The sequence below is a fragment of the Daejeonella sp. H1SJ63 genome (assembly GCF_029360775.1).
Classification (GTDB): Bacteria; Bacteroidota; Bacteroidia; order Sphingobacteriales; family Sphingobacteriaceae; genus Daejeonella.
In genome coordinates this window covers 103,792-125,476 of record NZ_JARKMZ010000020.1, presented here as the reverse complement: position 1 = coordinate 125,476, position 21,685 = coordinate 103,792, and the positions used below count along the sequence as shown (strand labels likewise).

General features: G+C 40.9%; 19 protein-coding genes. 9 read left to right on the top strand and 10 right to left on the bottom strand.

Annotated elements, in window-relative coordinates:
* Window positions 1-39: 39 nt before the first annotated feature.
* The 6 genes from P2W72_RS06495 (at window position 40) to P2W72_RS06470 (ending at window position 7,277) form a co-directional block, all read left to right on the top strand.
* Window positions 40-174 carry a hypothetical protein gene (locus P2W72_RS06495; protein WP_276360175.1) on the top strand — a complete coding sequence of 45 codons (135 nt, stop codon included), beginning with the start codon at window positions 40-42 and terminating at the stop codon, window positions 172-174.
* Window positions 175-662: 488 nt separating this feature from the next.
* A complete protein-coding gene (locus P2W72_RS06490) occupies window positions 663-3,068 on the top strand; it encodes a TonB-dependent receptor (RefSeq protein ID WP_276360174.1) in 2,406 nt (801 codons plus the stop codon).
* 25 nt (window positions 3,069-3,093) lie between these two features.
* Window positions 3,094-4,374, top strand: coding sequence for a PepSY-associated TM helix domain-containing protein (locus P2W72_RS06485; protein WP_276360173.1), 1,281 nt, complete (start codon window positions 3,094-3,096; stop codon window positions 4,372-4,374).
* A gap of 365 nt (window positions 4,375-4,739) precedes the next feature.
* On the top strand, window positions 4,740-5,414 hold the full coding sequence (gene trmD / locus P2W72_RS06480; protein ID WP_276360172.1) for a tRNA (guanosine(37)-N1)-methyltransferase TrmD: 675 nt from the start codon (window positions 4,740-4,742) through the stop codon (window positions 5,412-5,414).
* Window positions 5,415-5,627: 213 nt separating this feature from the next.
* Window positions 5,628-5,975, top strand: a complete 348-nt coding sequence (rplS, locus tag P2W72_RS06475) for a 50S ribosomal protein L19 (RefSeq protein WP_276360171.1) — start codon at window positions 5,628-5,630, stop codon at window positions 5,973-5,975.
* A gap of 150 nt (window positions 5,976-6,125) precedes the next feature.
* Complete coding sequence (locus P2W72_RS06470; RefSeq protein ID WP_276360170.1) at window positions 6,126-7,277, top strand: mechanosensitive ion channel family protein; 1,152 nt, start codon at window positions 6,126-6,128, stop codon at window positions 7,275-7,277.
* A gap of 1,052 nt (window positions 7,278-8,329) precedes the next feature.
* Here the strand turns inward: P2W72_RS06470 and P2W72_RS06465 are convergent.
* From P2W72_RS06465 to P2W72_RS06450, 4 genes are all read right to left on the bottom strand, one after another.
* Window positions 8,330-8,521 carry a hypothetical protein gene (locus P2W72_RS06465; RefSeq protein WP_276360169.1) on the bottom strand — a complete coding sequence of 64 codons (192 nt, stop codon included), beginning with the start codon at window positions 8,519-8,521 and terminating at the stop codon, window positions 8,330-8,332.
* Between the two features lie 12 nt (window positions 8,522-8,533).
* Window positions 8,534-9,199, bottom strand: a complete 666-nt coding sequence (locus P2W72_RS06460) for a phosphatidylserine decarboxylase family protein (protein WP_276360219.1) — start codon at window positions 9,197-9,199, stop codon at window positions 8,534-8,536.
* Window positions 9,200-9,378: 179 nt separating this feature from the next.
* Window positions 9,379-9,912, bottom strand: coding sequence for a hypoxanthine phosphoribosyltransferase (hpt, locus tag P2W72_RS06455; protein WP_276360168.1), 534 nt, complete (start codon window positions 9,910-9,912; stop codon window positions 9,379-9,381).
* Window positions 9,913-9,933: 21 nt separating this feature from the next.
* Window positions 9,934-12,051 (bottom strand): transglycosylase domain-containing protein, encoded by a 2,118-nt coding sequence (locus P2W72_RS06450; protein WP_276360167.1) that lies wholly within the window; start codon window positions 12,049-12,051, stop codon window positions 9,934-9,936.
* Window positions 12,052-12,226: 175 nt separating this feature from the next.
* Between P2W72_RS06450 and P2W72_RS06445 the strand changes: the two genes are divergently transcribed.
* The 3 genes from P2W72_RS06445 (at window position 12,227) to P2W72_RS06435 (ending at window position 14,315) form a co-directional block, all read left to right on the top strand.
* Window positions 12,227-13,288, top strand: a complete 1,062-nt coding sequence (locus P2W72_RS06445; RefSeq protein WP_276360166.1) for an Mrp/NBP35 family ATP-binding protein — start codon at window positions 12,227-12,229, stop codon at window positions 13,286-13,288.
* Between the two features lie 39 nt (window positions 13,289-13,327).
* Window positions 13,328-13,606 carry a NifU family protein gene (locus P2W72_RS06440; protein WP_276360165.1) on the top strand — a complete coding sequence of 93 codons (279 nt, stop codon included), beginning with the start codon at window positions 13,328-13,330 and terminating at the stop codon, window positions 13,604-13,606.
* Between the two features lie 73 nt (window positions 13,607-13,679).
* Window positions 13,680-14,315 (top strand): hypothetical protein, encoded by a 636-nt coding sequence (locus P2W72_RS06435; RefSeq protein WP_276360164.1) that lies wholly within the window; start codon window positions 13,680-13,682, stop codon window positions 14,313-14,315.
* 186 nt (window positions 14,316-14,501) lie between these two features.
* Here P2W72_RS06435 and def read toward each other — a convergent pair whose 3' ends face one another.
* The 6 genes from def to rhaT all read right to left on the bottom strand — a co-directional run bounded on the left by def (window position 14,502) and on the right by rhaT (window position 21,431).
* A complete protein-coding gene (gene def / locus P2W72_RS06430; RefSeq protein ID WP_276360163.1) occupies window positions 14,502-15,074 on the bottom strand; it encodes a peptide deformylase in 573 nt (190 codons plus the stop codon).
* A 77-nt stretch (window positions 15,075-15,151) separates the two neighbouring features.
* The gene (gene rhaM, locus P2W72_RS06425; protein ID WP_276360162.1) at window positions 15,152-15,469 is read right to left on the bottom strand and encodes an L-rhamnose mutarotase; all 318 of its coding nucleotides are present in this window, start codon (window positions 15,467-15,469) and stop codon (window positions 15,152-15,154) included.
* A 16-nt stretch (window positions 15,470-15,485) separates the two neighbouring features.
* Complete coding sequence (locus tag P2W72_RS06420) at window positions 15,486-16,802, bottom strand: FGGY family carbohydrate kinase (protein ID WP_276360161.1); 1,317 nt, start codon at window positions 16,800-16,802, stop codon at window positions 15,486-15,488.
* A 7-nt stretch (window positions 16,803-16,809) separates the two neighbouring features.
* Window positions 16,810-18,084 carry a sugar isomerase gene (locus P2W72_RS06415; RefSeq protein ID WP_276360160.1) on the bottom strand — a complete coding sequence of 425 codons (1,275 nt, stop codon included), beginning with the start codon at window positions 18,082-18,084 and terminating at the stop codon, window positions 16,810-16,812.
* A 146-nt stretch (window positions 18,085-18,230) separates the two neighbouring features.
* Window positions 18,231-20,345, bottom strand: a complete 2,115-nt coding sequence (locus P2W72_RS06410) for a bifunctional aldolase/short-chain dehydrogenase (protein ID WP_276360159.1) — start codon at window positions 20,343-20,345, stop codon at window positions 18,231-18,233.
* 9 nt (window positions 20,346-20,354) lie between these two features.
* Window positions 20,355-21,431, bottom strand: coding sequence for an L-rhamnose/proton symporter RhaT (rhaT, locus tag P2W72_RS06405; RefSeq protein WP_276360158.1), 1,077 nt, complete (start codon window positions 21,429-21,431; stop codon window positions 20,355-20,357).
* Window positions 21,432-21,685: the final 254 nt, after the last annotated feature.

Genomic DNA, 21,685 nt, shown 5'->3' with positions numbered 1-21,685 from the left:
AATGGTCTTTCTAACTTCTGAAAAACTAAATGGTAAATTATGAAAAAGACGAAAAAATCGACCAAGCTGATCAAATCAAAAATGGTCTTTATGTTTAAGAAGAATGTATCAACTACTCCATGTAGCGGAGGTACGGTAGATACTACTACTATTACTACAACAACCGGTTTCTAAGAGGTTATTCTGGCAGCATCAATTATCGCTGCCAGGCTTTAAATGCTTTTTTTCTGTGTTTATGTTAGTTGAAAGGTATTACCCTTAGTCTGTGTTATTTTTTTAAGTCATTCCTTTTTGCTTTGCTCAGCAGTTTGCCACTCTGAACGCAAAGCGAATGTCCCTCTTTGGTTATTGCTATCACCATGCTGGTCCAATTTATTCTAAAATGCCTGTGCAATAGCAGGTTTTCATGCAGGCTTTAACTTTTTCTATCAGATTCCAAGCGGAAACATGTATTGGATCGGTTCAAATTATTATTTGGGTTTCTGATTTGGTTAAACCCAACGCGTAAATATCTGATAATTATATATTTAAAATCATACATGTAATCATTCCGGATAATCATTCCGATCTTAATTAGAATAATTCTAAATAATTTTTGTTTTTCAATTTGGATTGATAGATTTGTCCAGTATTTAAAATCAGTCTAAATAAAAATAATAAAAATGAAACTCTCCGGAACAATACTTTTACTGGCCTTAATGGTCCTTATGGGCAATTTTGGCTCTCATAAATTAATGGCACAAGCTAATTCTTCGTCTGTGAAGGGCAGGATTATCAGTTCAGACGGACAGGCTGCGGCTTACGTGAATGTTGGAATAAAGGGTTTAAATAAGAGTACAATCTCCGCGGATAACGGAACTTATCTTATCCCTGATATCCGCGCAGGAAAGTATATCATCAAAGTTTCTTTTGTGGGATTAAAAACTCTGGAAAAATCTGTCACTTTAAATGAAGGAGAAACAGCTGAAATCGACTTTATTCTTTCAGAGAGTTCACAGCATCTGGCAGAAGTTGTAATTACGGCAGGAAGAAATAACCTGCAGGTTCCTGCCATTGGAAAATCAGGAATCAAACCGATGGATTTGCCTCAAAGCACAAGCATTGTCAGCAGCCGGGTAATCAGCGACCAACAGGCCTCAAAGCTGAGTGATGTGATCAGGAATGTGAGCGGTGTGGCCATGGGATCAAGCAGGGGTTCAACTTCAGAAAATTTCTTTGCCCGTGGCTACAGTCTTGGAAGTAATAACTATTTTAAAAATGGTTCGAGATTTAACTCCGCTTCACTTCCTGAAGTAAGCACACTGGAACAGGTGGAAGTGCTGAAAGGAAGTGCTGCCATGCTATATGGAAACGTGAGCGGCGGAGCAATCGTTAATCTGGTAACCAAACGTCCTGAATTTGATTTTGGAGGAGAGATTTCTCTCAGGGGAGGCAGCTATCATTCGTATAAACCGGTTGGGGATATTTACGGGGGAATCACAAAAAATCTGGCTTTCAGGATGATCGGAACTTATGAGAATAATGAAAGCTTCAGAAATGGAGTGAAGTCTGATCGCTATTATGTAAATCCTTCTCTTCTTTATAAGCTTGGAGAGAAGACCAATATCCTGCTTCAGGCAGATTATCTGAAATACAGTTTAACCCCTGATTTTGGAATCGGGTCTTTAGACGGAAAGATTCCGACTACAATTTCCCGTTCGAGCTTTTTTAATGCTCCGTGGGCTTTTAACAGGGTAAATCAAAGTACTGTTTCAGCGAATGTGGATCATCAGATCAATAAAAACTGGAAGCTTAATGTGATCGGCTCATTTCAGAATTTTAAACGCGATTATTATTCCACAGAACGTATTCAGGCGGATGCCCTTGGCGACTGGAGCCGTAATTTAACCAGATCAAACACGGCAGAAGATTATTATTCTGCTCAGGCAAATTTAACCGGCAAATTGAATACCGGTAAAATTGCTCATCAGGTACTGGTTGGTACTGATGCCGACAGTTATCTGAATACAAGTCATACCTTTAATTTAAAAACATCATACGATAAGATAAACCTGCTTGATCCGAATAAATATCAGGCACGTGTTGATATGCCCTTTGCAAAGGATTCTTTGAGAACGGAGGTTCCTACTTATCGTCTTGGGTACTATGCTCAGGATCTGATCAGCCTTTCAGAAAAATTTAAAGTGATGGCAGGCCTGAGATGGTCATACCAAAAGGCGATGGTTGCTGATGTTTATAATCTGATTAAAGGCACCAAAGCTAAAAGTGCTACTGCCGCAAAAGCAGATCAGGCTCTTTCGCCTAAATTAGGTATTGTTTATCAGCCATATGCCAGCACAGCCTTATTTGCGAGTTATTCAAACAATTTTACAGTGAATACCGGAATTGACGTGTATGATCAGGCTTTGAGACCATCGATTGTGGATCAGTTTGAACTGGGGATAAAAAATGATTTTCTGGAGGGTAAATTAACTGCCAACTTCTCCCTTTACAAAATCGTCAATAATAATCTGGCTCAGCAGGCACAGTTTCTGGCTGATGGAGTAACCATAAATACCAATACCAATATCAGGGAACTTACCGGCCAGACTACCAGCGACGGTGCTGAGCTTGATCTGGCAGGAACCATTGTTCCGGGATTGTATTTTATGAGCGGTTACAGTTTTAATTATATGCGGTATACCAAAACTTCCGGACGTAAAGGAAGCTATATTGAAGGAGAGCGTTTGGTAAGCAATCCGGCGCATACCGCAAACGGAACTGTGTTCTATACTTTCAATTCTTCTAAACTTAAAGGCCTGAAACTGGGTGCTTCAGCATATTACATTGGCGAGCGGAATGCAGGATGGAATAATACCGTGGGGCAGACGCAGATTGGAACCCGATTGATCCCGGTGTCGGGATTCACCACTTTTGATTTCTCTATGGGATATTCACTGAAAAGATTTTCGTTATTGACAAAGCTCTCAAATATTACCAACGAACTCAACTATTATGTTCACGAGAATTATAGCGTAAACCCTATACCTCCCCGTCAGTTTTTAACTACACTTTCTTATAAATTCTGATCAATAAATATTCCTTCAACTAAATATGAAGCAAAGACAAAACCACTCAGCCTGGCCAAAACTGCGTAAACTTTTTAATGACATTCATCTCTGGCTTGGTTTAGCAAGTGGTATCGTTGTATTACTGATCTGTTTAAGCGGTACGGTTTACGTATTTAACACAGAGATCAAAGAACTTTCTGCACCCGAATTATATCATGTGAGTTATAAAGCCGGAGCAGAGAAACTTTCTGCAGAAAAACTGATTGATGCTGTAAAGCGTGAAACAGGCGGAAAGGTATTATCAGTTAAAATTCCTGCAGATCCTGGCCGGCCTTATGTTTTAACCGTAAAAATGCCTGAAGAAGGTAAGCCTGGTGGGATGAACGATAAGAATAAGCCGGACGGTGGTGGTGGAGCTAAAGATAAGGCTAAAGGAGAAAAGGCTGGTCCTCCTTCCAGAGGAATTCAGTACATGGTAGATCCGTATACCGGAAAAATTCTGGGCAGCGGTAAGGATAAAAATGGACTTACTGATTTTATGCAGATCATGTTCAGCCTTCATCGCTGGCTTCTGCTCGACAGGATTGAAGAACCTCTGATCGGGGAATTGCCCAACAGGAAACTGGGCAGTTATATTACCGGAACAGCCACAATTTTGTTTACACTCGGTGTAATAACAGGGATTGTGATCTGGTTTCCCAGAAGAATACAGTCGTGGAAGCAGGGATTGAAAATTAAATGGGATGCTAACTGGAAAAGAATAAACCATGATCTCCATAACAGTCTTGGATTTTACAGTTGTATCTTTCTTTTCCTGATGGGTATTACCGGACCGCAATGGTCGTTCGAATGGTACAGAAACGGTTTGAGGAAGTCGCTGGGAACTTACCAGTCTGAAGATGCTTTGAAACCAGAAACGCCGAAATCAGATATTGCCTCCATTCAGGGTGTAAAATCAGTATTGCTTGCAGATTATATTCAGTCGGCTGATAAGTTACTTGATTACGAGGGCGATTTGCTGATCAGCCTTCCTGCCGACTCTGCTGATGCGGTTTTGGTGAATAAATCAAAAACTGGCTTTTTTGCTCCTGTTGCATCAGATAAAATTTATCTGGATCAGTATACTTCAGTACTTATAAAAAGCGAGATTTTTTCAGAAAAACCATTGAATGAACGGGTTTCCGCTTCCATCAAGGCTTTGCATGTTGGTGATGTTTACGGTAAGTTATCAAAGATTATTTATTTTCTGGCCTGCCTGATTGCTACCAGTTTGCCCGTAACAGGAACACTCATCTGGATCAACAAGATGAAGAAAAGACCTTAAACCTATGGGGCCCTAACCGATTCCAGGCCATTGAATGGATGCAGCGTAGTGCTTATAGGTTTTGGATTTCTCAACGCTACCTAATTTACAGATAATGCAAGATTTGAGTAGCGTGTTACCCATGACATGTTATTTTCTACTCACTGTTTTATTTTTTTGCTCGCCAAGACGCCAAATCAAAGACTAATTCCAACATTCATTTATTTCATAAATGAAGCGTGCTTATCTATCCCGCTATGTCAATTCCTCTTTCAGAATTTCTTAAATTTTATTACTCGAAATTGAAGCGGTTTAGTATTTGCACTCAGTTCACATATCTCAATACTCATATCTCAATACTCAATTCTCCTTTCTATCTTTGCAGAATGCGCTTTGATATTATTACTGTATTACCTGATCTGCTTGACAGTCCCTTTGCCCATTCTATTTTACAGAGGGCTCAGAAAAAGGGACTTGCAGAAATTCATGTACATAACCTCCGCGATTATTCAACCAATAAGCAGAAATCGGTTGACGATTACCAGTATGGTGGCGGTAGTGGAATGGTTATGGGAATTGAGCCTTTTGCAAATTGCATAGAAAAACTGAAATCGGAACGGGATTATGATGAAGTGATTTTTATGACTCCCGATGGCGAAACCCTGAACCAGACAATGGCTAATGAACTTTCGGATAAGAAGAATGTGATTATTCTGGCAGGGCATTATAAAGGAATTGACCAAAGGATCAGGGATATTTTTGTGACCAGGGAAATTTCTATTGGTGATTATGTGCTTTCTGGAGGTGAATTACCGGCAGCAGTTCTGGTCGACAGTATCGTGAGACTATTGCCGGGGGTGCTAAACGACGAGACCTCAGCATTATCAGATTCATTTCAGGGCGACCTGCTTGATGCACCGGTTTATACCCGTCCGGCCGACTGGAAAGGTCACAGGGTGCCTGATATTCTGTTGAGCGGACATGAGGCAGCTATTAATGAATGGAGGCATGAGCAGGCGCTGGAGCGCACCAGAAAGAGAAGGCCTGATTTGCTGGAATAATTTTAGGTTTTGTTGGTAAGACCTGAGATTATAAGAATGGAATATATTTCGTATTCAATTAAGGTAATAATCCCTTATTTACTTTGGATACAGAGCCTTCTAAATAAATTTATCAGTTAAAATATTCAAACTTACTTTTTTAAGTAAAAAATTATTCCTAATATTGCAGTCCGATTTTTACGGGCTAAAAATCGACTTTAAGAGCTTAAAATCATGGATTTAGTAAAATTTGTTGAAGAGCAGGCAGTAGTTAAAAAGCAAGTTCCTGTATTCAAGGCCGGTGATACGGTAAGTGTTCACTATAAAATTCGCGAAGGAAATAAAGAACGTATCCAGATTTATCAGGGTGTAGTTATCCAGCGTAATAGTGTTGGTGTAAATGAGACTTTTACTGTTCGTAAAATGTCAAACGGAGTTGGTGTAGAGCGTATCTTCCCTGTAAACTCTCCAAATATCGAGAAGATTGAGGTAAACAATCACGGAAAGGTTCGCAGAGCGAAATTATTCTACCTGCGTGAATTAACCGGTAAAGCTGCTCGTATCAAATCTAAAAGAGTGTAATTTATTTATAAGATTGCAGCCTCCCGGATTCTATCCGGGGGGCTTTTTTTTTGCGCTCATTTTTGAAAAGTATGGATTCAGCTCTTTGCGGAATTCAATTATAATTCAGTACTTTATTAACTATCAAACAGAATTTTGTTTATTTCTTTTATGAACACAGAGATTTTTGCACAACAATTTTTAGGGAACAGTCTTCATAACTATATTCTTTTTGCATCTATCCTGATCTTTGGACTTTTGCTGAAGCGGATCTTTTCAAGGCTGCTGAGCAGTCTGATGTTCAGATTGTTTAAGCGTCTGCACCCTGATACTGATCCTAAAATTTTTGTTGATCTTCTGCTGCGTCCGGTCGAATTGCTTATTCTTTTCTCTGTCCTGTATCTTTCAATTAATCAGTTGGATTATCCGCTTCAGGAAGTCATATTTAAACGGACTACCCTTGTTAATAAGCTTCCTTCGGTTTACGAACTGACTCTTATTCAGGTACTTGATAAGCTGTTTTTACTGTTTTTCATTATAGCTTTATTCTGGATTGTTCTGCGGATTATCGATTTTATGGCCTATGTTTTCCTTTACAAGGCTTCATTAACAGAATCTAAATCAGACGATCAGATGGTTCCTTTCATCAAGGAATTATCGAAGATCATAACCATCATTTTTGGAGTTTTTGTAGTTCTCAGGGCTGTATTTAATCTGAATGTAGCTACAATTATTGCCGGTTTGGGTATTGGGGGTATCGCAGTTGCACTTGCTGCTCAGGATACGCTGCAAAACCTTCTGGGCTCATTCACCATATTTGCTGATAAGCCCTTTGTGGTAGGCGATCTGGTGCGGATTGATAAATTTGAAGGCACTATTGAAAAGGTGGGTTTCAGAAGCACGCTCTTACGTACTCTGGATAAAACCCTGGTGATTATTCCCAATAAGAAAATGGTGGATAGTCCGCTTGAAAATTTAAGCCTCAGAAATCTTCGCAGAATGAAGTTCAATATTTCCCTCAAATATGATACTCCGGCTGATGTCATGCTTAAAATATCAAAGCAGATTGAAACCTATGTAAATGAACATGATTCAACCAGTAATGATACACTGGTTACCTTCGATTCTTTTGGCGAGTCAGCCCTGAATATTCAGGTGCTTTATTTTATAGAGATTGTTGATTATAACGATTATATGCGCATCCGTCAGGATATCAATTATAAGATTATGCAGATAGTTGCAGAAAATAAAGCAGAGTTTGCATTCCCGACACAAACTGTTTATCATGAGTATGCAGATGGGAAGCCGGTAAAGGGAGAATAATAAATTGCCTCATTTTCAGTATTTCATATAATTCAGAATCTTGTTGCAATATTTCGTGCAAGACTTTGTCACGGTATTGTAGATGAACATTTTATCTCTTTAGCGTAATCCAAGTATTCTAAGGAATTTTTGGGTAGTAGATTTACCCGGAAGGGTTCAAATGTCTATGATATTTTTCATATACGATACTTTCGACGTCGGGCTATCAAATTTAATTCTGAATAAAATCTACTGTTTTCCGGTTAAATGCAAATGACTAATCATGATGAAAATCTTTCGCTCATGGCCGCTGGGCCTAATTCTTTTCCTTCAGCTGAAAAGAATCAATGCCGAGCTGCCCTTAGCGGCGAGTCCACGAAAGCAATTAAAAGACATAAAAAACTTGAGTAACGCCGCGGCTGTCCGGTATTTGTTGTAAATCCACATTTTATCCTGTTAGCGCACTCCAAGACGTGTTTATGCAAGTGAGGTATGAATGTTTCTGCAACACTTCTCCGGATTGCTTGATGCCTGTGCGGTATGATCGTTAGAAGAAAGGATAAAACGCGCCTTTACTGCCAAATCCCGGAAGGCCATTCTCTGCAAGATTCAATACCTGTAAGTGATGAATGGTTGTCAGCCGAAGCACGATTCCAATAAACGTTCATATCATACATGAGGTACCGAAGGACAATTCAATCCCAAGTGCCAGCAAAATCAAAAAAACAGAGTTAGATTCAATCAAAAAGCAATACCGAGCATTGGGCTTTGGGATCATATGTGGGATGCTTTCATTTGGCAATATCCCCCAAAGACAGCGATCACTGTTTTTTGATGTGCGGTTGGTTTGTGGCCAAAGGCACCTAGGGATTGAAAAAGGCTTTTGGTTACTTTTAGCCTATAAAAGTGACAAGCCCTCCCGGCGATAGAGGGAGGAAAGGTTAAGAAGGGGATTTAATAAAGGCTCAATTTTGCTTTGAAATATAAGCGAATGCAGGTGATTTTGCCTTAAATAATTAGAAATATAAAAAACCCTGACATGAATAACATAACGGGGCTTTTTTATAAACTAATCAGTTCTTTTTTGAAGTGCTGCTATCCTCTTTTTTTTCTTTACCTGAGCAGCAGCTCATTTTGCAGCCCTTACCCATTTTACATTCCATCTTTTCACCTTTTTTCATTTCTTTCTTAGGCTCATTCTGCGCAGATACTGAAAGGCTGCTGGCTAAAAATACAATGCTTAAAATTGCTGTTAATCTTTTCATGATAATTGCTTATTATTTATTTTTTAGGTGTGCCAGAACGGTGATTCCACCTTTTACGGTTTCACCCAATCCTACTTTTATTTCTGTACCTAATGGCAGGAAAACATCCACTCTGGATCCAAACTTGATGAATCCGAATTCTTCCCCCTGAACTGCCTGCTTACCCTCCTGTGCATAACAAACAATCCTTCTGGCAAGTGCGCCTGCAATTTGTCTGAACAGAACAGAAACTCCTGCTTTGTTCTCTATCACTACCGTGGTTCTTTCATTTTCTGTAGATGATTTTGGATGCCAGGCTACCAGAAACTTACCCGGGTGATATTTATAGTATTTGAAGATTCCTGAAACAGGATTTCTGTTGACGTGAACATTAATCGGCGACATGAATACTGATACCTGTATCCTCCTGTCTTTCAGATATTCATTTTCCTCGGTTTCTTCAATTACAACAACCTTTCCATCAGCGGGGCAGATCACATGCTGCTCGTTTTTAATGACAGTAATCGCCGGATTTCTGAAAAACTGAAGTACAATCGCAAACAATGCAAATGATAAAATATAGATGATCCAGGTGAACCAAACTACATCAGGCAGATAGTAATGAACAAGAGCGTTCAGAACAAAAATAAAGAGAATGCATAACGCGATCGAGGTATAGCCTTCCTTGTGAATGGTCATTTTCATTTATTTATTTTTTGTTTTTTAAAGGTGATGAATCTACCTGTCGGTAGACAGGCCTGCCTACCGCAGGTAGGCCTGCCGGCAGGGCAATCATAACTTGATAATCATACCCTGCGGGTTTTAGCAAAATCAAGATGGTTTCTATTTAAATATCCAACAAAAGTACAATTTATGTCTTAAACTGCCTTGTAAATATCCTTAAGATTACGGCCAAGACCATTGTAATCCAATCCGTATCCTACCACGAAATCATCCGGAATCTCAAAACCTATGTAAGTTATTTCATCAAATTTAGTCTTTACAGAGTTGGGTTTTAGCAGTAGGGTACAAACATTTACCGAAGCCGGATCCTCTTTTTTTATCATGTTAAGCAGGTATTCCATGGTATGTCCGCTATCTACAATATCTTCTACAATAATTACATCCCGGTCTTTAAGCGACATTTGTAAACCAATTTCTTCTTTGACTCTTCCGGTACTTTTATCGCCCTTATAGGAAGAAACTTTCACAAAACTGACTTCTGAAGGAATGTCAACTTCTTTTATCAGATCTGCCAGAAAAATAAAACTACCGTTCAGAACTCCGATAAATACGGGAATGCGGTTTTCGTAGTCAACATTTAACTGAATGGCAAGGAGTCTGATCCTTTTTTTGATCTGCTCATATTCGAGCATTATATCAAAAGTTTTATCGTCAATTTCTATCCTCATGATTCAAAATTAGATATTAGATCAATTATTAGCTTTATTATTTCTGGAGTTCCTGGGAGAAGGGCTCTGAGGTCTCCGGTTAGCGGGTATCGTATCTTTTAGAGGGATTTTTGGCCGGTTGATTTCTTTTAACTGAAGTGTATCCTGACGTCTTTTGCTGAAAAGCTGCTGAAGAACGCTCTCATCATCTTCTGTTCCGTTAATCAGCAGGCTGTCGGCTGCAAGCGAATCTACCACCGGCAAGCCTGATCTTAAACTTTCTCTGAGCCTTACGCCATAAAATCCAAAATAATTACTGTCGGGAGGGGTCAGTCCGCGGCGTGCCATGATTCCCCCGATAAAGTTAAAATAGGAAGATAATCCTTCCCTCAGACTGCCATCTCCTTCAAAGCGATAGAGTCCTGATTTGGGTCTTGGTACAATGCTGGTCAGGAAAATACTTTCTCCCAGACTAAGTTCTGAGGGATGCTTGCCGAAATAATATCTGGATGCCTCACCTATCCCATACACATTCCTTCCCCATTCAATCAGGTTCAGATAGGTTTCAAACATGCGTTCTTTAGTCGACAGACGCCCGTTTTCCATGATCCATACAATAAGGATCTCCTCAACTTTCCTGGCCAGTGTTTTCTGCCGGTTCAGATAAACGTTTTTTACGAGCTGCATGGATATGGTACTTCCACCCCGTTTAAAAGCCTTTTCCTTGAAATTGGTAGCAATAGATTTTCTGATCGATTCTTCAACAAATCCCTTATGGCTGTAGAATGAAGGATCTTCTGCGGTAAGCAATGCTCCTTTTAAATAGGGCGAAATCTGATCAATAGGTGTAAAATCCGGATTTTCAGGTCCGATGATTATATCGCGCATAGGTTTACCGTATTCATACGGAGTGTATACAAATGAGCTGTTAATTTTTTGCAGATTAGTTTTACCCCATTTTAATACCTTAAAACCATTGTTTTTAAGATTCGAACTAAAAATAACACTATCCGGACTTTGTGAATCGAGATAAAAGTTCAGGTCATACTGCAATTTTCCTGAAACCTGTATCCCTTCAAGAGATTCAAACAAACCCTGTGGAAAGGATCCTGCAAGCTTTTGGGCATCCAATTGATCTGTATGGAGTTTCAGCTCATAAATTTTAAATGGAGACAGGGTATATTTAATAAACGGATGTAGGTCGATGTTTTTGATATGTATGGTTGAAGTACTATCGATGGATACAAAATTTTTGCCAATAACCATGTCGGCATCAATCGAAGCATCGGGAACGATGATATCATTTCCGGCAATTCGTTTGTGGTTGACTAACAAATTTTTAACCTTCCATGAGCCGTTAACTTCCAGCTGACTTCCGCTAAGCCTGGCACCACGCATTTCAGTGAAAACGGTATCAAAGTTCAGTTTAAGTCCGAATTTCTTCTCCAGATACGGCAGCTCCACCTTTTTGTTATCGGCAAATAACATCAGATTCAGCTCCTTATCCCCGGGATCAACGTTTCCTTCCACATGCCATACAGATTCTTTCCCGTTAACAATGATCGTTGAGTTTACATCACCACCATCTATAGTTGCGGAGCTGGTGTAGAGGTCCACGCTATTGCTGTCATCCTGAAAACTGATCCTGAAATCGCGGATATCCATGTCGTCAGGTATTTTATAAAGCATCTGATTGATCAGGCTATTGGCAAATTTTCCAAGATTCAGCTCTGATTTTTCATCCGGATTTTCAGTTTTCTTTTTTCGGAACAGGAAATCAAAATTACTGACAGAGTCCTTTTTAATCAGATTAATCTTTCCCTTATCCAGATTAATCTCCGAAAGTTTAATGTCGCCGAACAGGATTGGAAAAAGTTTAACGCCTACCCTGAACTTATCTATTTTGGCAAGGCTGTCTTTGCCGCGGGGTACCAGACTGATGTTTTTAAATTGCACACTGCTCAATCCCACAAACTTTGCGCTCTCAATTTTTAGTTCCAGATCGTATTCTCTGTCGGCTTTGCTGATCGCCTTTTTGATTGCAGCTCTGAGCAGTGCCTCTCTTTTGGCATAGGCAATTCCGCCGGCTATCAGTGTAAGTGAAAGCAGACTTATGAGGCTTATTTTAGCTATTTTATAATATTTATCAGGTATATGCATGGGGTATTAATCCAATTAGCAGAAAGATAAGCCATTTAAATTGCTAATCTTTCGGGCAGTGTAAAAATTACAGGTCAGGTCACTGTAAAAAGCTTAAATGTCTAATGAGAAGCCTTTCGCTTTTAGTAGATTTGCGATAAAGTTAGTATAAAATATTGTCTCCATATATTCAAAAATGATAACACAGGAACAGGTTTACAGTGCATTGCGTCATGTTGAGGATCCGGATCTGAAAAAAGATCTGGTTACTTTAAACATGATCGAAGATCTTAAGATCGACGGCAATAAAATAAGTTTTTCGGTGGTTTTAACTACACCTGCATGTCCGATGAAGGAGATGCTCCACAATGCCTGCCGAAATGCGATTCTCCATTTCGTAAGTAAAGATGCTGAACTTTCGATTAATATGATCTCAAGAGTTACCAGCCGGCCGGATAAGGCTTTGCAGGGCATTAAAAATATTATTCTGGTTGCTTCAGGTAAGGGTGGTGTGGGCAAATCTACCGTTGCGGTAAATCTGGCTCTCGGTCTGGCAAAAAAAGGTGCCAGTGTTGGATTGATCGATGCAGATATATACGGGCCTTCTATTCCATTGATGTTTGGTGTTGAGGATGCACGTCCGAAGGCTTCGCAAAATGCTGAGGGCAAAACAAGAATTGAGCCTATTGAAAAATACGGTATAAAACTGTTGTCTATCGGCTTTTTTACGGATCCTAATCAGCCGGTGCCATGGCGCGGACCGATGGTTTCTACTGCGGTGAAGCAATTGTTTAATGATGCCGACTGGGGTGAGCTGGATTATATGGTAGTTGATCTTCCTCCCGGAACCGGCGATATTCATATTACCGTGGCGCAGGGCTTCCCGATAACGGGGGCTGTAATTGTAACTACTCCTCAGAATGTGGCTCTGGCCGATGCCAGAAAAGGTGTGGGGATGTTCCTGATGGAGGGTATCAATATTCCGCTGATTGGTGTGGTAGAAAATATGTCCTATTTTACTCCTGCTGAATTACCGGACAACAAGTACTATATTTTTGGGAAAGATGGAGGAAAGGCGCTTGCTCAGCAGTTTAATGCCCCATTCCTTGGCGAAATACCTTTGGTTAAAAGCATCAGCGATGCAGGAGACGGAGGGAAACCGGTAGTATTGGATGAGGATAATGTGATGGGATTGGCATTTTTACAGATTGCAGAGCGTGTGGCACAGCAGGTGGCAATATTGAATGCGGGCAAATAACATTTTAAAAAATTCATATCTTTATAAAAAGAATATACCATGGATTTGTTGCAAAGAGTTGAAAATGCATTAGACACTATCCGGCCTTATCTTGAAGCTGACGGAGGAAATGTGTCAATTGAGGAAATCACTCCTGAGAACATTGTGAAACTGCGTTTATTAGGTTCATGCGGCTCATGTCCGATGAGTATTATGACTCTGAAAGCAGGGATTGAGCAGGCTATCAAGCGCGCAGTTCCGGAAGTGGAGGGTGTTGAGGCAATAAACCTGACAGATATGGATGATCCTGCTGCTGTTCTTCCTGAGCGGCTTCAGTAATAAATGTTTCGTTCCGGCAATGCTTTTAACACAATTTAACATTGCCCGATTACGATTTTACTAAATTTGCACCATGAGAAACTGGTTATTCCTTATTTTTCTGTTTAGCGCTCTTTCGGGGTTTTCCCAGACAGGAGAAAGGAAACTTGTGCAGTTTTCAGGGATTGTTATGAACCGCGACAGCAATACGGTTGTACCCTATGTAACTATTACAAACCAGACAGGTAAAGACCAGTATTATTCTGCGAACTACAAGGGTTATTTTTCTTTTGTTGCTCATGAGGGCGATACACTTGCTTTCACCGCTGTCGGATATAAAAGGGAAGGAATCATTATTCCAATAAACCTTCCGGATAATAAGTATACCGTTCTGATTAAACTTCAGCAGGAAATCATCAATCTGCCTGCTGTGAGGGTATTCCCATGGGCAAGCACCGATGAGTTCAAAAAGGAATTTATGACAATGAAGTTTGCGGATGATGATCTGGAAATTGCCAAAAAGAATATTTCACGCGAAAGTCTGGCTGCAATGATTGCCAGCCTGCCGAGAGATGGTGCAGAGATGCAGGGTTATAATTTCCAGGCTAACCATAACAGACTGGTTAACCGGAATACCAATCAGCGTTTAGCTAATCCATTATTGAATCCATTTGCCTGGGGTGCTTTGATTCAGCAGATTATGCAGGGTGACAGAAGCAGGGAGCAATAAGTTGTAAGTAATAAGTTATAGGTTGTAAGTCTTAATGTTACTCAAAACGAAATTTATCTTTTTGGCCGAAAGTTAAAAGAAGGAGGATTGAGTTGAGAATGAAGGAAATTTATCGTCAATCGTGAAACTCTGATTCCGGAATGGTTTTGGTCTAAATACTTTGTACTCAATACTCTGTACTCAATACTACCTTCTTCCTTTTTTCAGCGCAGGGAACTTCATTTTATAATCCACTTTCACCATTCCCTTTGAAATGGAACTGAGTTTATTCTGAAGCATGGCTTTGCGCAGCGGACTTAGTTTATCGACGAAGAGTTTGCCTTCGATATGGTCGTATTCATGCTGGATGATGCGGGCCGCCAGTCCCTTGAAGCTTTCTTCATGATGATTGAACTTTTCATCATAATAAGAAATTTTCAGGCTTTCATGCCTGTCGATATCTTCACGGATATCGGGAATACTCAGACATCCTTCATTAAACGACCATTTATTGCCGCCTTCTTCAAGTATCTGAGCATTGATAAATACTTTTTTGAAATCTTTTAATACCGGTTCGTCTTCAGCAAAAGAGGTAGCATCAATTACAAACAGACGTATGGCCAAACCAATCTGAGGAGCTGCCAATCCGACACCGTGGGCCCCATACATTGTTTCGAACATATTATCGATCAGTGTTTTCAGCTCAGGATATTCAGAGGTAATTGTTTCTCCTTTTTTACGTAATACGGTGTCTCCGTAGGCTATGATTGGTAATTTCATAATGCAAAAATAGCCAAATTCCCCCTGCTAACAAATTATCAGGCTTCAGGATGTTTGATAATTACACTTCAAAAACCTTAATCCAGATGAAACACCATCTCCAAAGGCCTGCTTACCGGCGAATTGTCTTTATTTGTATCCATAATATCAGCCATGTAAGCCCACCATTTTTTCACGATTTCATTTTTACTCAGATCCTGGGAACTGTTATTGCCTGAGAGGGTTTGTACAGCAAACAGAATACCGGTTTCTTCATCCAGAAATATGGAATAATTACTGATTCCGGATTCTTTGAGCAAGGCTGCCAGTTCAGGCCAGATCTGGTCATGCCTGCGTTTATACTCTTCTTTAAAACCCGGCTTCAGTTTCATTTTAAAAGATACAATCTTGTCCATTTGAAATGTGTTGTTTTTATTTGGCTGAATAAAATTTGAGTTCGATCAGATCATTCGGGACCGGAAGGGAAGAAATGACCAGGGCAGATCCAAGAGCTGTTGCCTGTGCCATAGAGGCAGCAAATACTTCCATTTCAGGAAATACATGGGACAGCAGATTCATATAAACCGGATTTTTGCTGAAGCCACCATCCACAAAGATTCTTTTTATTGCTGAGCCTCTGATAATCAGCTCCGTTGATTGTTTTTGCTGATTGATGATATCCATCATCAAACGGTGATAGGCCTCTCTGTCGGAGGAACAGGTATTCAAATCTGTTTCTGAAAAACGTTGTTCTTCGTTAAGCATACTCAAATAGCTTTCATCGAAAGCCGTTTCCTGATATTTCGATGCCGATGTTCCGTAATATTCCGTTATCCTCTTTAGCTGCTGCTCATGGTAATGCCCGGCAAAGAGTCTTGATGCCTTCACGGGTTTAGCATTGTATTGCAGATAACAAAGACAATCTGAATTCAGCTCATCACTTGTCAGCTGACTCGAATTGAAGGGGTTCAGACTGATGCACCAGGTGCCGGTCGAGATCAGAATAAAAGGTTCTTTAAAGCTGAGCAGATAGGGTATCAGAGCTGCTGAACTATCGTGTAAACCAATGCCTGCATCGAACTGATGACCCTTAAATTCTGCCTTGAAAATGCTGTTGGAGGGAACTAAGGGAGCCAGTTTGTCCTGGAGATTTTCTTTTACAAGCCATTCATGGTACTCGTTTTTTTCGAAATCCCATAAATTGGTATGGCATCCGATGCTGGTAATGTCTGAATAAAGTTTTCCGGTAATGAGATAACTGAGGTATTGAGGAAGATGCAGCACGGTTTTGATCTTCTCCAGAAGTTCCGGTCTTTCATATTTTATCCGGTAAAGCTGCATACCTGAATTTAAACTACCCAGAACGGGCGATGCAGTCTTTGCTGCGAATGCTTCCCTGCCTCCGTAAACCGAATAAAACTGTTCTGAAAGTTTTTCGGGATAGGGTTTCAGGTAATTATAGAGGGGAGTTAAGGACTGCCCATTTTCGTCGAGATAAACCAGACTTGCCCCATAAGAAGAAAAATTTAGCGTTCTGATCTCCCAATTGGGATTACCAAGAACCTGCTCAAGCGATTTAAACATAAAATCCTGAAGTCTTTCCAGATCTTCACACGGAAATCCATCCTGATCAACAGTTTCCGGAAGGTTTTCGGTATGTTCAAATACTACCCGGTACTGTTCATCAAACAGCAGGAGTTTTTTGTTGGTTTTACCAATGTCAAATACCGCAGTAACCGGTGTTTTCATCTGATTACTATAAACCTGATGCGATCGTTTCGCGACCTCTTTCTCTGATCAGCTCTTCACGAACATTCAGTTTGCGGAATAAAGCGATCGGATCCAATGCTCCGCCGGCTCTTAAACGTGCTTCGGCAACTAAGGGGCGTATATCTGTACGGAAACTGTTTTGCAGAATTTCCTGTGCCCTCACCACATCATTATTCTGCTGAGCCTCTTTTAATGTTTTACGGTCAACAGTCAGTGCCTGTGCATAGGCGATCATAATTGCTTCCACCGATTGAAGGAGGTCCTCCAAGGGATCCTTGATATTGTGAGAAGCATCAATCATCCATGCCAGGCCGGTAGCGTGATTCATCTTTCTTTCATCCATGCCATCGATCAGTTCATTGAAGATCAGGAAGAGCTGATAGGGTTTGATGCTGCCTGCAGTGAGGTCATCATCGCCGTATTTGGAATCGTTGAAATGAAATCCGCCAAGTTTGCCCTCCATTAACAACAGGGAAACGATCTGTTCAATATTTGCATTGGGCAGATGATGGCCCAGATCAACCAGTGTATAAGCTTTCGGCCCTAATTTGCTGGCATATAAAAGCGACTGACCCCAATCGCCAACGGTAGTTGAATAGAAATTGGGTTCATAGGCTTTGTATTCTACAAACATCTTCCAGTCATCCGGTAAGGCAGCATAAATTTCCTTTAAGCTTTCCAGGGTATTCTGAAAGGCCTGTCTGAAATTCAGTTGTCCGGGGAAGCAGGAACCATCGGCAAGCCATACCGTCAGTGATTTTGAACCCAGTTTGATACCATGTCTGATTACCTCGATATTATGGTCAATGGCTTGTTTTCTGACAGCCGGATTAACATGCTGGAGCGAGCCGTATTTATAGCTTTCTTTCTGATCTTTCTGATCCTGAAAGGTATTGGAATTCATGGCATCGAAACGCAGGCCATGGGCTTCTGCATGGCTTTTGATTGCCTGATAATCTTTCGGAATATCCCATGGAATATGCAATGAAATGGCATTCCCTGACCGGTTGAGCTGATGGATCAGTCCTGCATCTTCTATCTTTTCTTCCAGATTCCGGGGTTCTCCGCCACCCGGGAAACGTCCAAAGCGTGTTCCGCCATTGCCTAATGCCCAGCTTGGAATGGCAATCTGAAAATCAATAAGCTTGGATATGATCGTTTCATGATCTGGAATAATCGTTTTTGCAAAACTCAGTTTTGCCTGATGCAGATTGATCAGATCCTGATTATGTTCAATTATTTTACTTTCTTCAAGTTTCATCTGTCTATTTATTGTTTTTTAATGGTGATTAACCTACCTGCCGGTAGGCAGGCCTGCCTGCGGTAGGCAGGGCGATCATGATTTAATAATCATACCCCTGCGGGTTTTGGCTAAATCATGATGGTTTCATATTTATTTCAATTGAATTATCTGACAAATGCCATAGCCACACCACCATCCACATTCAGGACGTTTCCGGTTGATTTGTTCAGCAATCCGCCAACAAAAGCGAAACATGCATTGGCAATATCTTCGGGCAGAATAGTTTCATTCAGGAGAGTACGTTTGGCATAAAATGCAGGAAGTTCAGCTACTGTAATTCCGTAGGCTTTTGCCCTGCCCTCAGCCCATGCGCCTTCCCATATTTTACTGTCGGCAATTACCGCATCGGGATTAACCACATTGACGCGGATCTTATCCGCACCCAGTTCTGCAGCATTCAGGCGGCTCAGATGCAATTGAGCGGCTTTTGCAGAACCGTAACCGGCATTATTCGGACCGGAAACCAATGCATTTTTACTTACGATATTCAGAATGTCACCACCCCTGTTTTGTTTCCTTAATATATTCACTGCTTCCTGTGTAACCTTGAACTGGCCTTTTACCAGCACATCGTAGAGCAGATCCCAGTCTTTATCAGTATGTTCCTCGATGGGTTTAGAGATCGAAAGTCCGGCACAATTTACAATGATATCAACACCTCCAAAAGCAAGAGAGGCCTGTTTGAAGGCATTTTTAATATCTTCATCCAAAGTAACATTCAACTGAACTGTTGTATATGAATCTTTGCCAAATTCTTTCAGGAACTGATTACCTGCATCAGCCAGACGGCTCTGATCCAGGTCATTCAGCACAACCACAGCACCTTCCAGGGCAAATTTTCTGGCTATTGCCTTTCCAATGCCTCCGGCACTTCCTGTTACCAGGGCTATTTTCCCGGAAAGCGGCTTTGCTTTAGGCATACGCTGAAGTTTTGCTTCTTCAAGTAACCAATATTCGATATTAAAGGCTTCCTGTCTGGGTAATGAAGTGTATTCGGATATGGCTTCAGCACCGCGCATGACATTAATGGCATTGGTATAGAACTCGGCGGCAACCCGGGCTGTTTGTTTGTCTTTGGAGAAAGAGAACATACCCACACCCGGATAAAGTATGATTACCGGATTAGGGTCGCGCATTGCCGGAGAGTTGGGATGTTTGCAGCTTTCATAATATGCAGCATACATTTTTCTGTACTCTTCAAAAAGTGGCTCGAGCAGGGCCTTCAGTTCATCTTTATCATCCAGATTAGCATCGGGGGCAAGGTTTAAGAGCAGAGGACTGATCTTTGTGCGTAAAAAATGATCGGGGCAGCTTGTTCCCAACGGGGCAAGCCTGTCCAGATCATTGGAGTTGATAAAGTCCAGTACCCGTTCATCATCTGTAAAATGTCCGATCATGGATCTTTCGGATGAACAAAGACCTCTCAGAACAGGAGCAATTTTTGCGGCCTGTGATCTTCTTGTATTTTCATCAGGACTCTGGATTCTGGCGCCGCCGAAAACAACACCATTCTTTTTGACATTTTCTTCAATGTATTCTGCACATTTCTCGACTACTTCGAGCGTATTTACATAACATTCATAGGCAGTATCTCCCCAGGTAAATAATCCATGTGAGCCCAGCATAATACCCCTGATGCCCGGGTTATTTTTCAGACATTCTTCAAGCTTTAATCCCAGATCAAAGCCGGGTCTTTGCCAGTCAACCCATCCAATACTGTTATTAAAAAGTTCTGCAGTAATCTTTTTTCCGTCTTTTGCCGCTGCAATAGCAATGGCTGCATCCGGATGCAGGTGGTCTATATGCTTGAAAGGCAGTAATCCATGCAGTGGAGTGTCAATGGATGGTGCTTTTGAATCCAGATCATAAATGCAGTGATTGAAGAGCTCAACCATTTCATCTTCATGCTCTATTCCCCGGTAAATATTTTTCAGCTGATGCAGACGATCTGTGTAAAGTGCTGCAAGTCCGCTTCTTTTTAATGTCCCGATATCCCCTCCCGATCCCTTGATCCACATCACTTCAGTTTCTTTTCCGCTCAGCGGATCAGCAGCCAAGGCTTTACATGAAGTATTACCTCCTCCATAGTTAGTCAGCCTGAGGTCGGCACCCAGAATGTTTGATCTGTAGATCAGTAGGCCAACTTCGTCGTGTTTAAGCTTTTCAGCTTCGGCTTCATCCCAGAGATAGCTTACGTGTTTAAATTTTAATGATGACATATTGATATATTAAATGGAATTACCGTATCCTACCAATAGTACTGACACGATAATTGTAATTATTCCTAAAACAAAGGTTAAAAATGTTTTTTTGCTGACTGCTGTCCATTCTTTGAGCAATAGTCCCCACATATTGGCAATCAGAATGATGAATGCCATGTGAAGGATCCATGAACTTGCACCATTGCCAAGTTTGCTTTCGCCCATGCCATAGAAAAAGAACTGAAGAAACCAGGTGGTACCGGCTATTGCTGAGAAAATATAGTTTTTTAAGAGGGGTGTTTTACTGTTGGTATAATCGCCGAAAGTTTTATTGCGTGCATTCAGGATCAGGCACCAGATCAGGTTGGTGGTTAAACCTCCCCATAAAAGTACGACATAGGTCACATTATTCTGATACAGAAATTCTGTAGTTTCTGAGGGATTAGCACTTTTCCATAAGCTATTTGCAGCATCTGCCATAGGTTTTCCGGCTTCAATACCAAAATTAAAGCAGGCACTTAAAATACCGGAAATGATGGCTACGATAAGCCCCTTGACCAGATTGAACTCCTGTACACTCTCTTTTTTAACCTCATCACTCAGCTCATTCTCCTTCATCATACCGGCTCTTCCACACAGAAAAATACCTGTCAGACACACCAGTACTCCCAGCAGAACAATCCTTCCGCCCTCACTGTTGAGCATATAAGTGAAACTTGTTTTACCATCCTGAGGGTATAGATCGTAAAATACAGGAGGCAATAATGATCCGAAAGCAGAGCAGAAGCCCAGAACAACTGAGTTTCCCAGCGACATGCCCAGATAACGAACCCCAAGTCCGTAGGTGAGTCCGCCGATTCCCCAAAGCAATCCCATTATGAAGGTGATTCTCAATATGGAGCTACCGGTGTTTCCGATGATTTCGGTAAATGCAGGTATGGTAAGATAAGCTGCCAGGGGCGGAACAATCAGCCAGGAGAATAAGCCGCCAATGATCCAGTAACTTTCCCAGGACCAGCCTTTAACTTTTTTAAAGGGGAGATAAAAACTGCCGGAAGCTGCCCCGCCGATTAAATGAAAGATAACACCTAAGATTGCTTGCATGAATATGGCTTAATATTAAAAACAGAACACAAATTCACCGATTATCCAATATTACAGGATGATTCTGATCGGGGATAAAAAGATAGGATTAATTTTTATTAATCAGGAAATGTTCGGATAAAAGTCACTACTGTCTGGTTAATTTCAAAAGCAGCATGAAATCTTCAATTAGGTCTTTAAAACAGGAACATTATTTCATGTTTTAAAGGCAAGTCCACCCTCTTAATCTTTCATCCCTCTATCGCCGGGAGGGC

Bases quoted from the DNA above. Each gene is read 5' to 3' on its own strand.
- def (WP_276360163.1), bottom strand. From the start codon at position 15,074: ATGAAATTACCAATCATAGCCTACGGAGACACCGTATTACGTAAAAAA.
- rhaT (WP_276360158.1), bottom strand. From the start codon at position 21,431: ATGCAAGCAATCTTAGGTGTTATCTTTCATTTAATCGGCGGGGCAGCT.
- trmD (WP_276360172.1), top strand. From the start codon at position 4,740: ATGCGCTTTGATATTATTACTGTATTACCTGATCTGCTTGACAGTCCC.
- P2W72_RS06485 (WP_276360173.1), top strand. From the start codon at position 3,094: ATGAAGCAAAGACAAAACCACTCAGCCTGGCCAAAACTGCGTAAACTT.
- P2W72_RS06490 (WP_276360174.1), top strand. From the start codon at position 663: ATGAAACTCTCCGGAACAATACTTTTACTGGCCTTAATGGTCCTTATG.
- P2W72_RS06435 (WP_276360164.1), top strand. From the start codon at position 13,680: ATGAGAAACTGGTTATTCCTTATTTTTCTGTTTAGCGCTCTTTCGGGG.
- P2W72_RS06450 (WP_276360167.1), bottom strand. From the start codon at position 12,051: ATGCATATACCTGATAAATATTATAAAATAGCTAAAATAAGCCTCATA.
- P2W72_RS06420 (WP_276360161.1), bottom strand. From the start codon at position 16,802: ATGAAAACACCGGTTACTGCGGTATTTGACATTGGTAAAACCAACAAA.
- rplS (WP_276360171.1), top strand. From the start codon at position 5,628: ATGGATTTAGTAAAATTTGTTGAAGAGCAGGCAGTAGTTAAAAAGCAA.
- P2W72_RS06410 (WP_276360159.1), bottom strand. From the start codon at position 20,345: ATGTCATCATTAAAATTTAAACACGTAAGCTATCTCTGGGATGAAGCC.
- P2W72_RS06465 (WP_276360169.1), bottom strand. From the start codon at position 8,521: ATGAAAAGATTAACAGCAATTTTAAGCATTGTATTTTTAGCCAGCAGC.
- P2W72_RS06445 (WP_276360166.1), top strand. From the start codon at position 12,227: ATGATAACACAGGAACAGGTTTACAGTGCATTGCGTCATGTTGAGGAT.
- P2W72_RS06495 (WP_276360175.1), top strand. From the start codon at position 40: ATGAAAAAGACGAAAAAATCGACCAAGCTGATCAAATCAAAAATGGTC.
- P2W72_RS06415 (WP_276360160.1), bottom strand. From the start codon at position 18,084: ATGAAACTTGAAGAAAGTAAAATAATTGAACATAATCAGGATCTGATC.
- P2W72_RS06460 (WP_276360219.1), bottom strand. From the start codon at position 9,199: ATGACCATTCACAAGGAAGGCTATACCTCGATCGCGTTATGCATTCTC.
- P2W72_RS06440 (WP_276360165.1), top strand. From the start codon at position 13,328: ATGGATTTGTTGCAAAGAGTTGAAAATGCATTAGACACTATCCGGCCT.
- P2W72_RS06470 (WP_276360170.1), top strand. From the start codon at position 6,126: ATGAACACAGAGATTTTTGCACAACAATTTTTAGGGAACAGTCTTCAT.
- hpt (WP_276360168.1), bottom strand. From the start codon at position 9,912: ATGAGGATAGAAATTGACGATAAAACTTTTGATATAATGCTCGAATAT.
- rhaM (WP_276360162.1), bottom strand. From the start codon at position 15,469: ATGGACAAGATTGTATCTTTTAAAATGAAACTGAAGCCGGGTTTTAAA.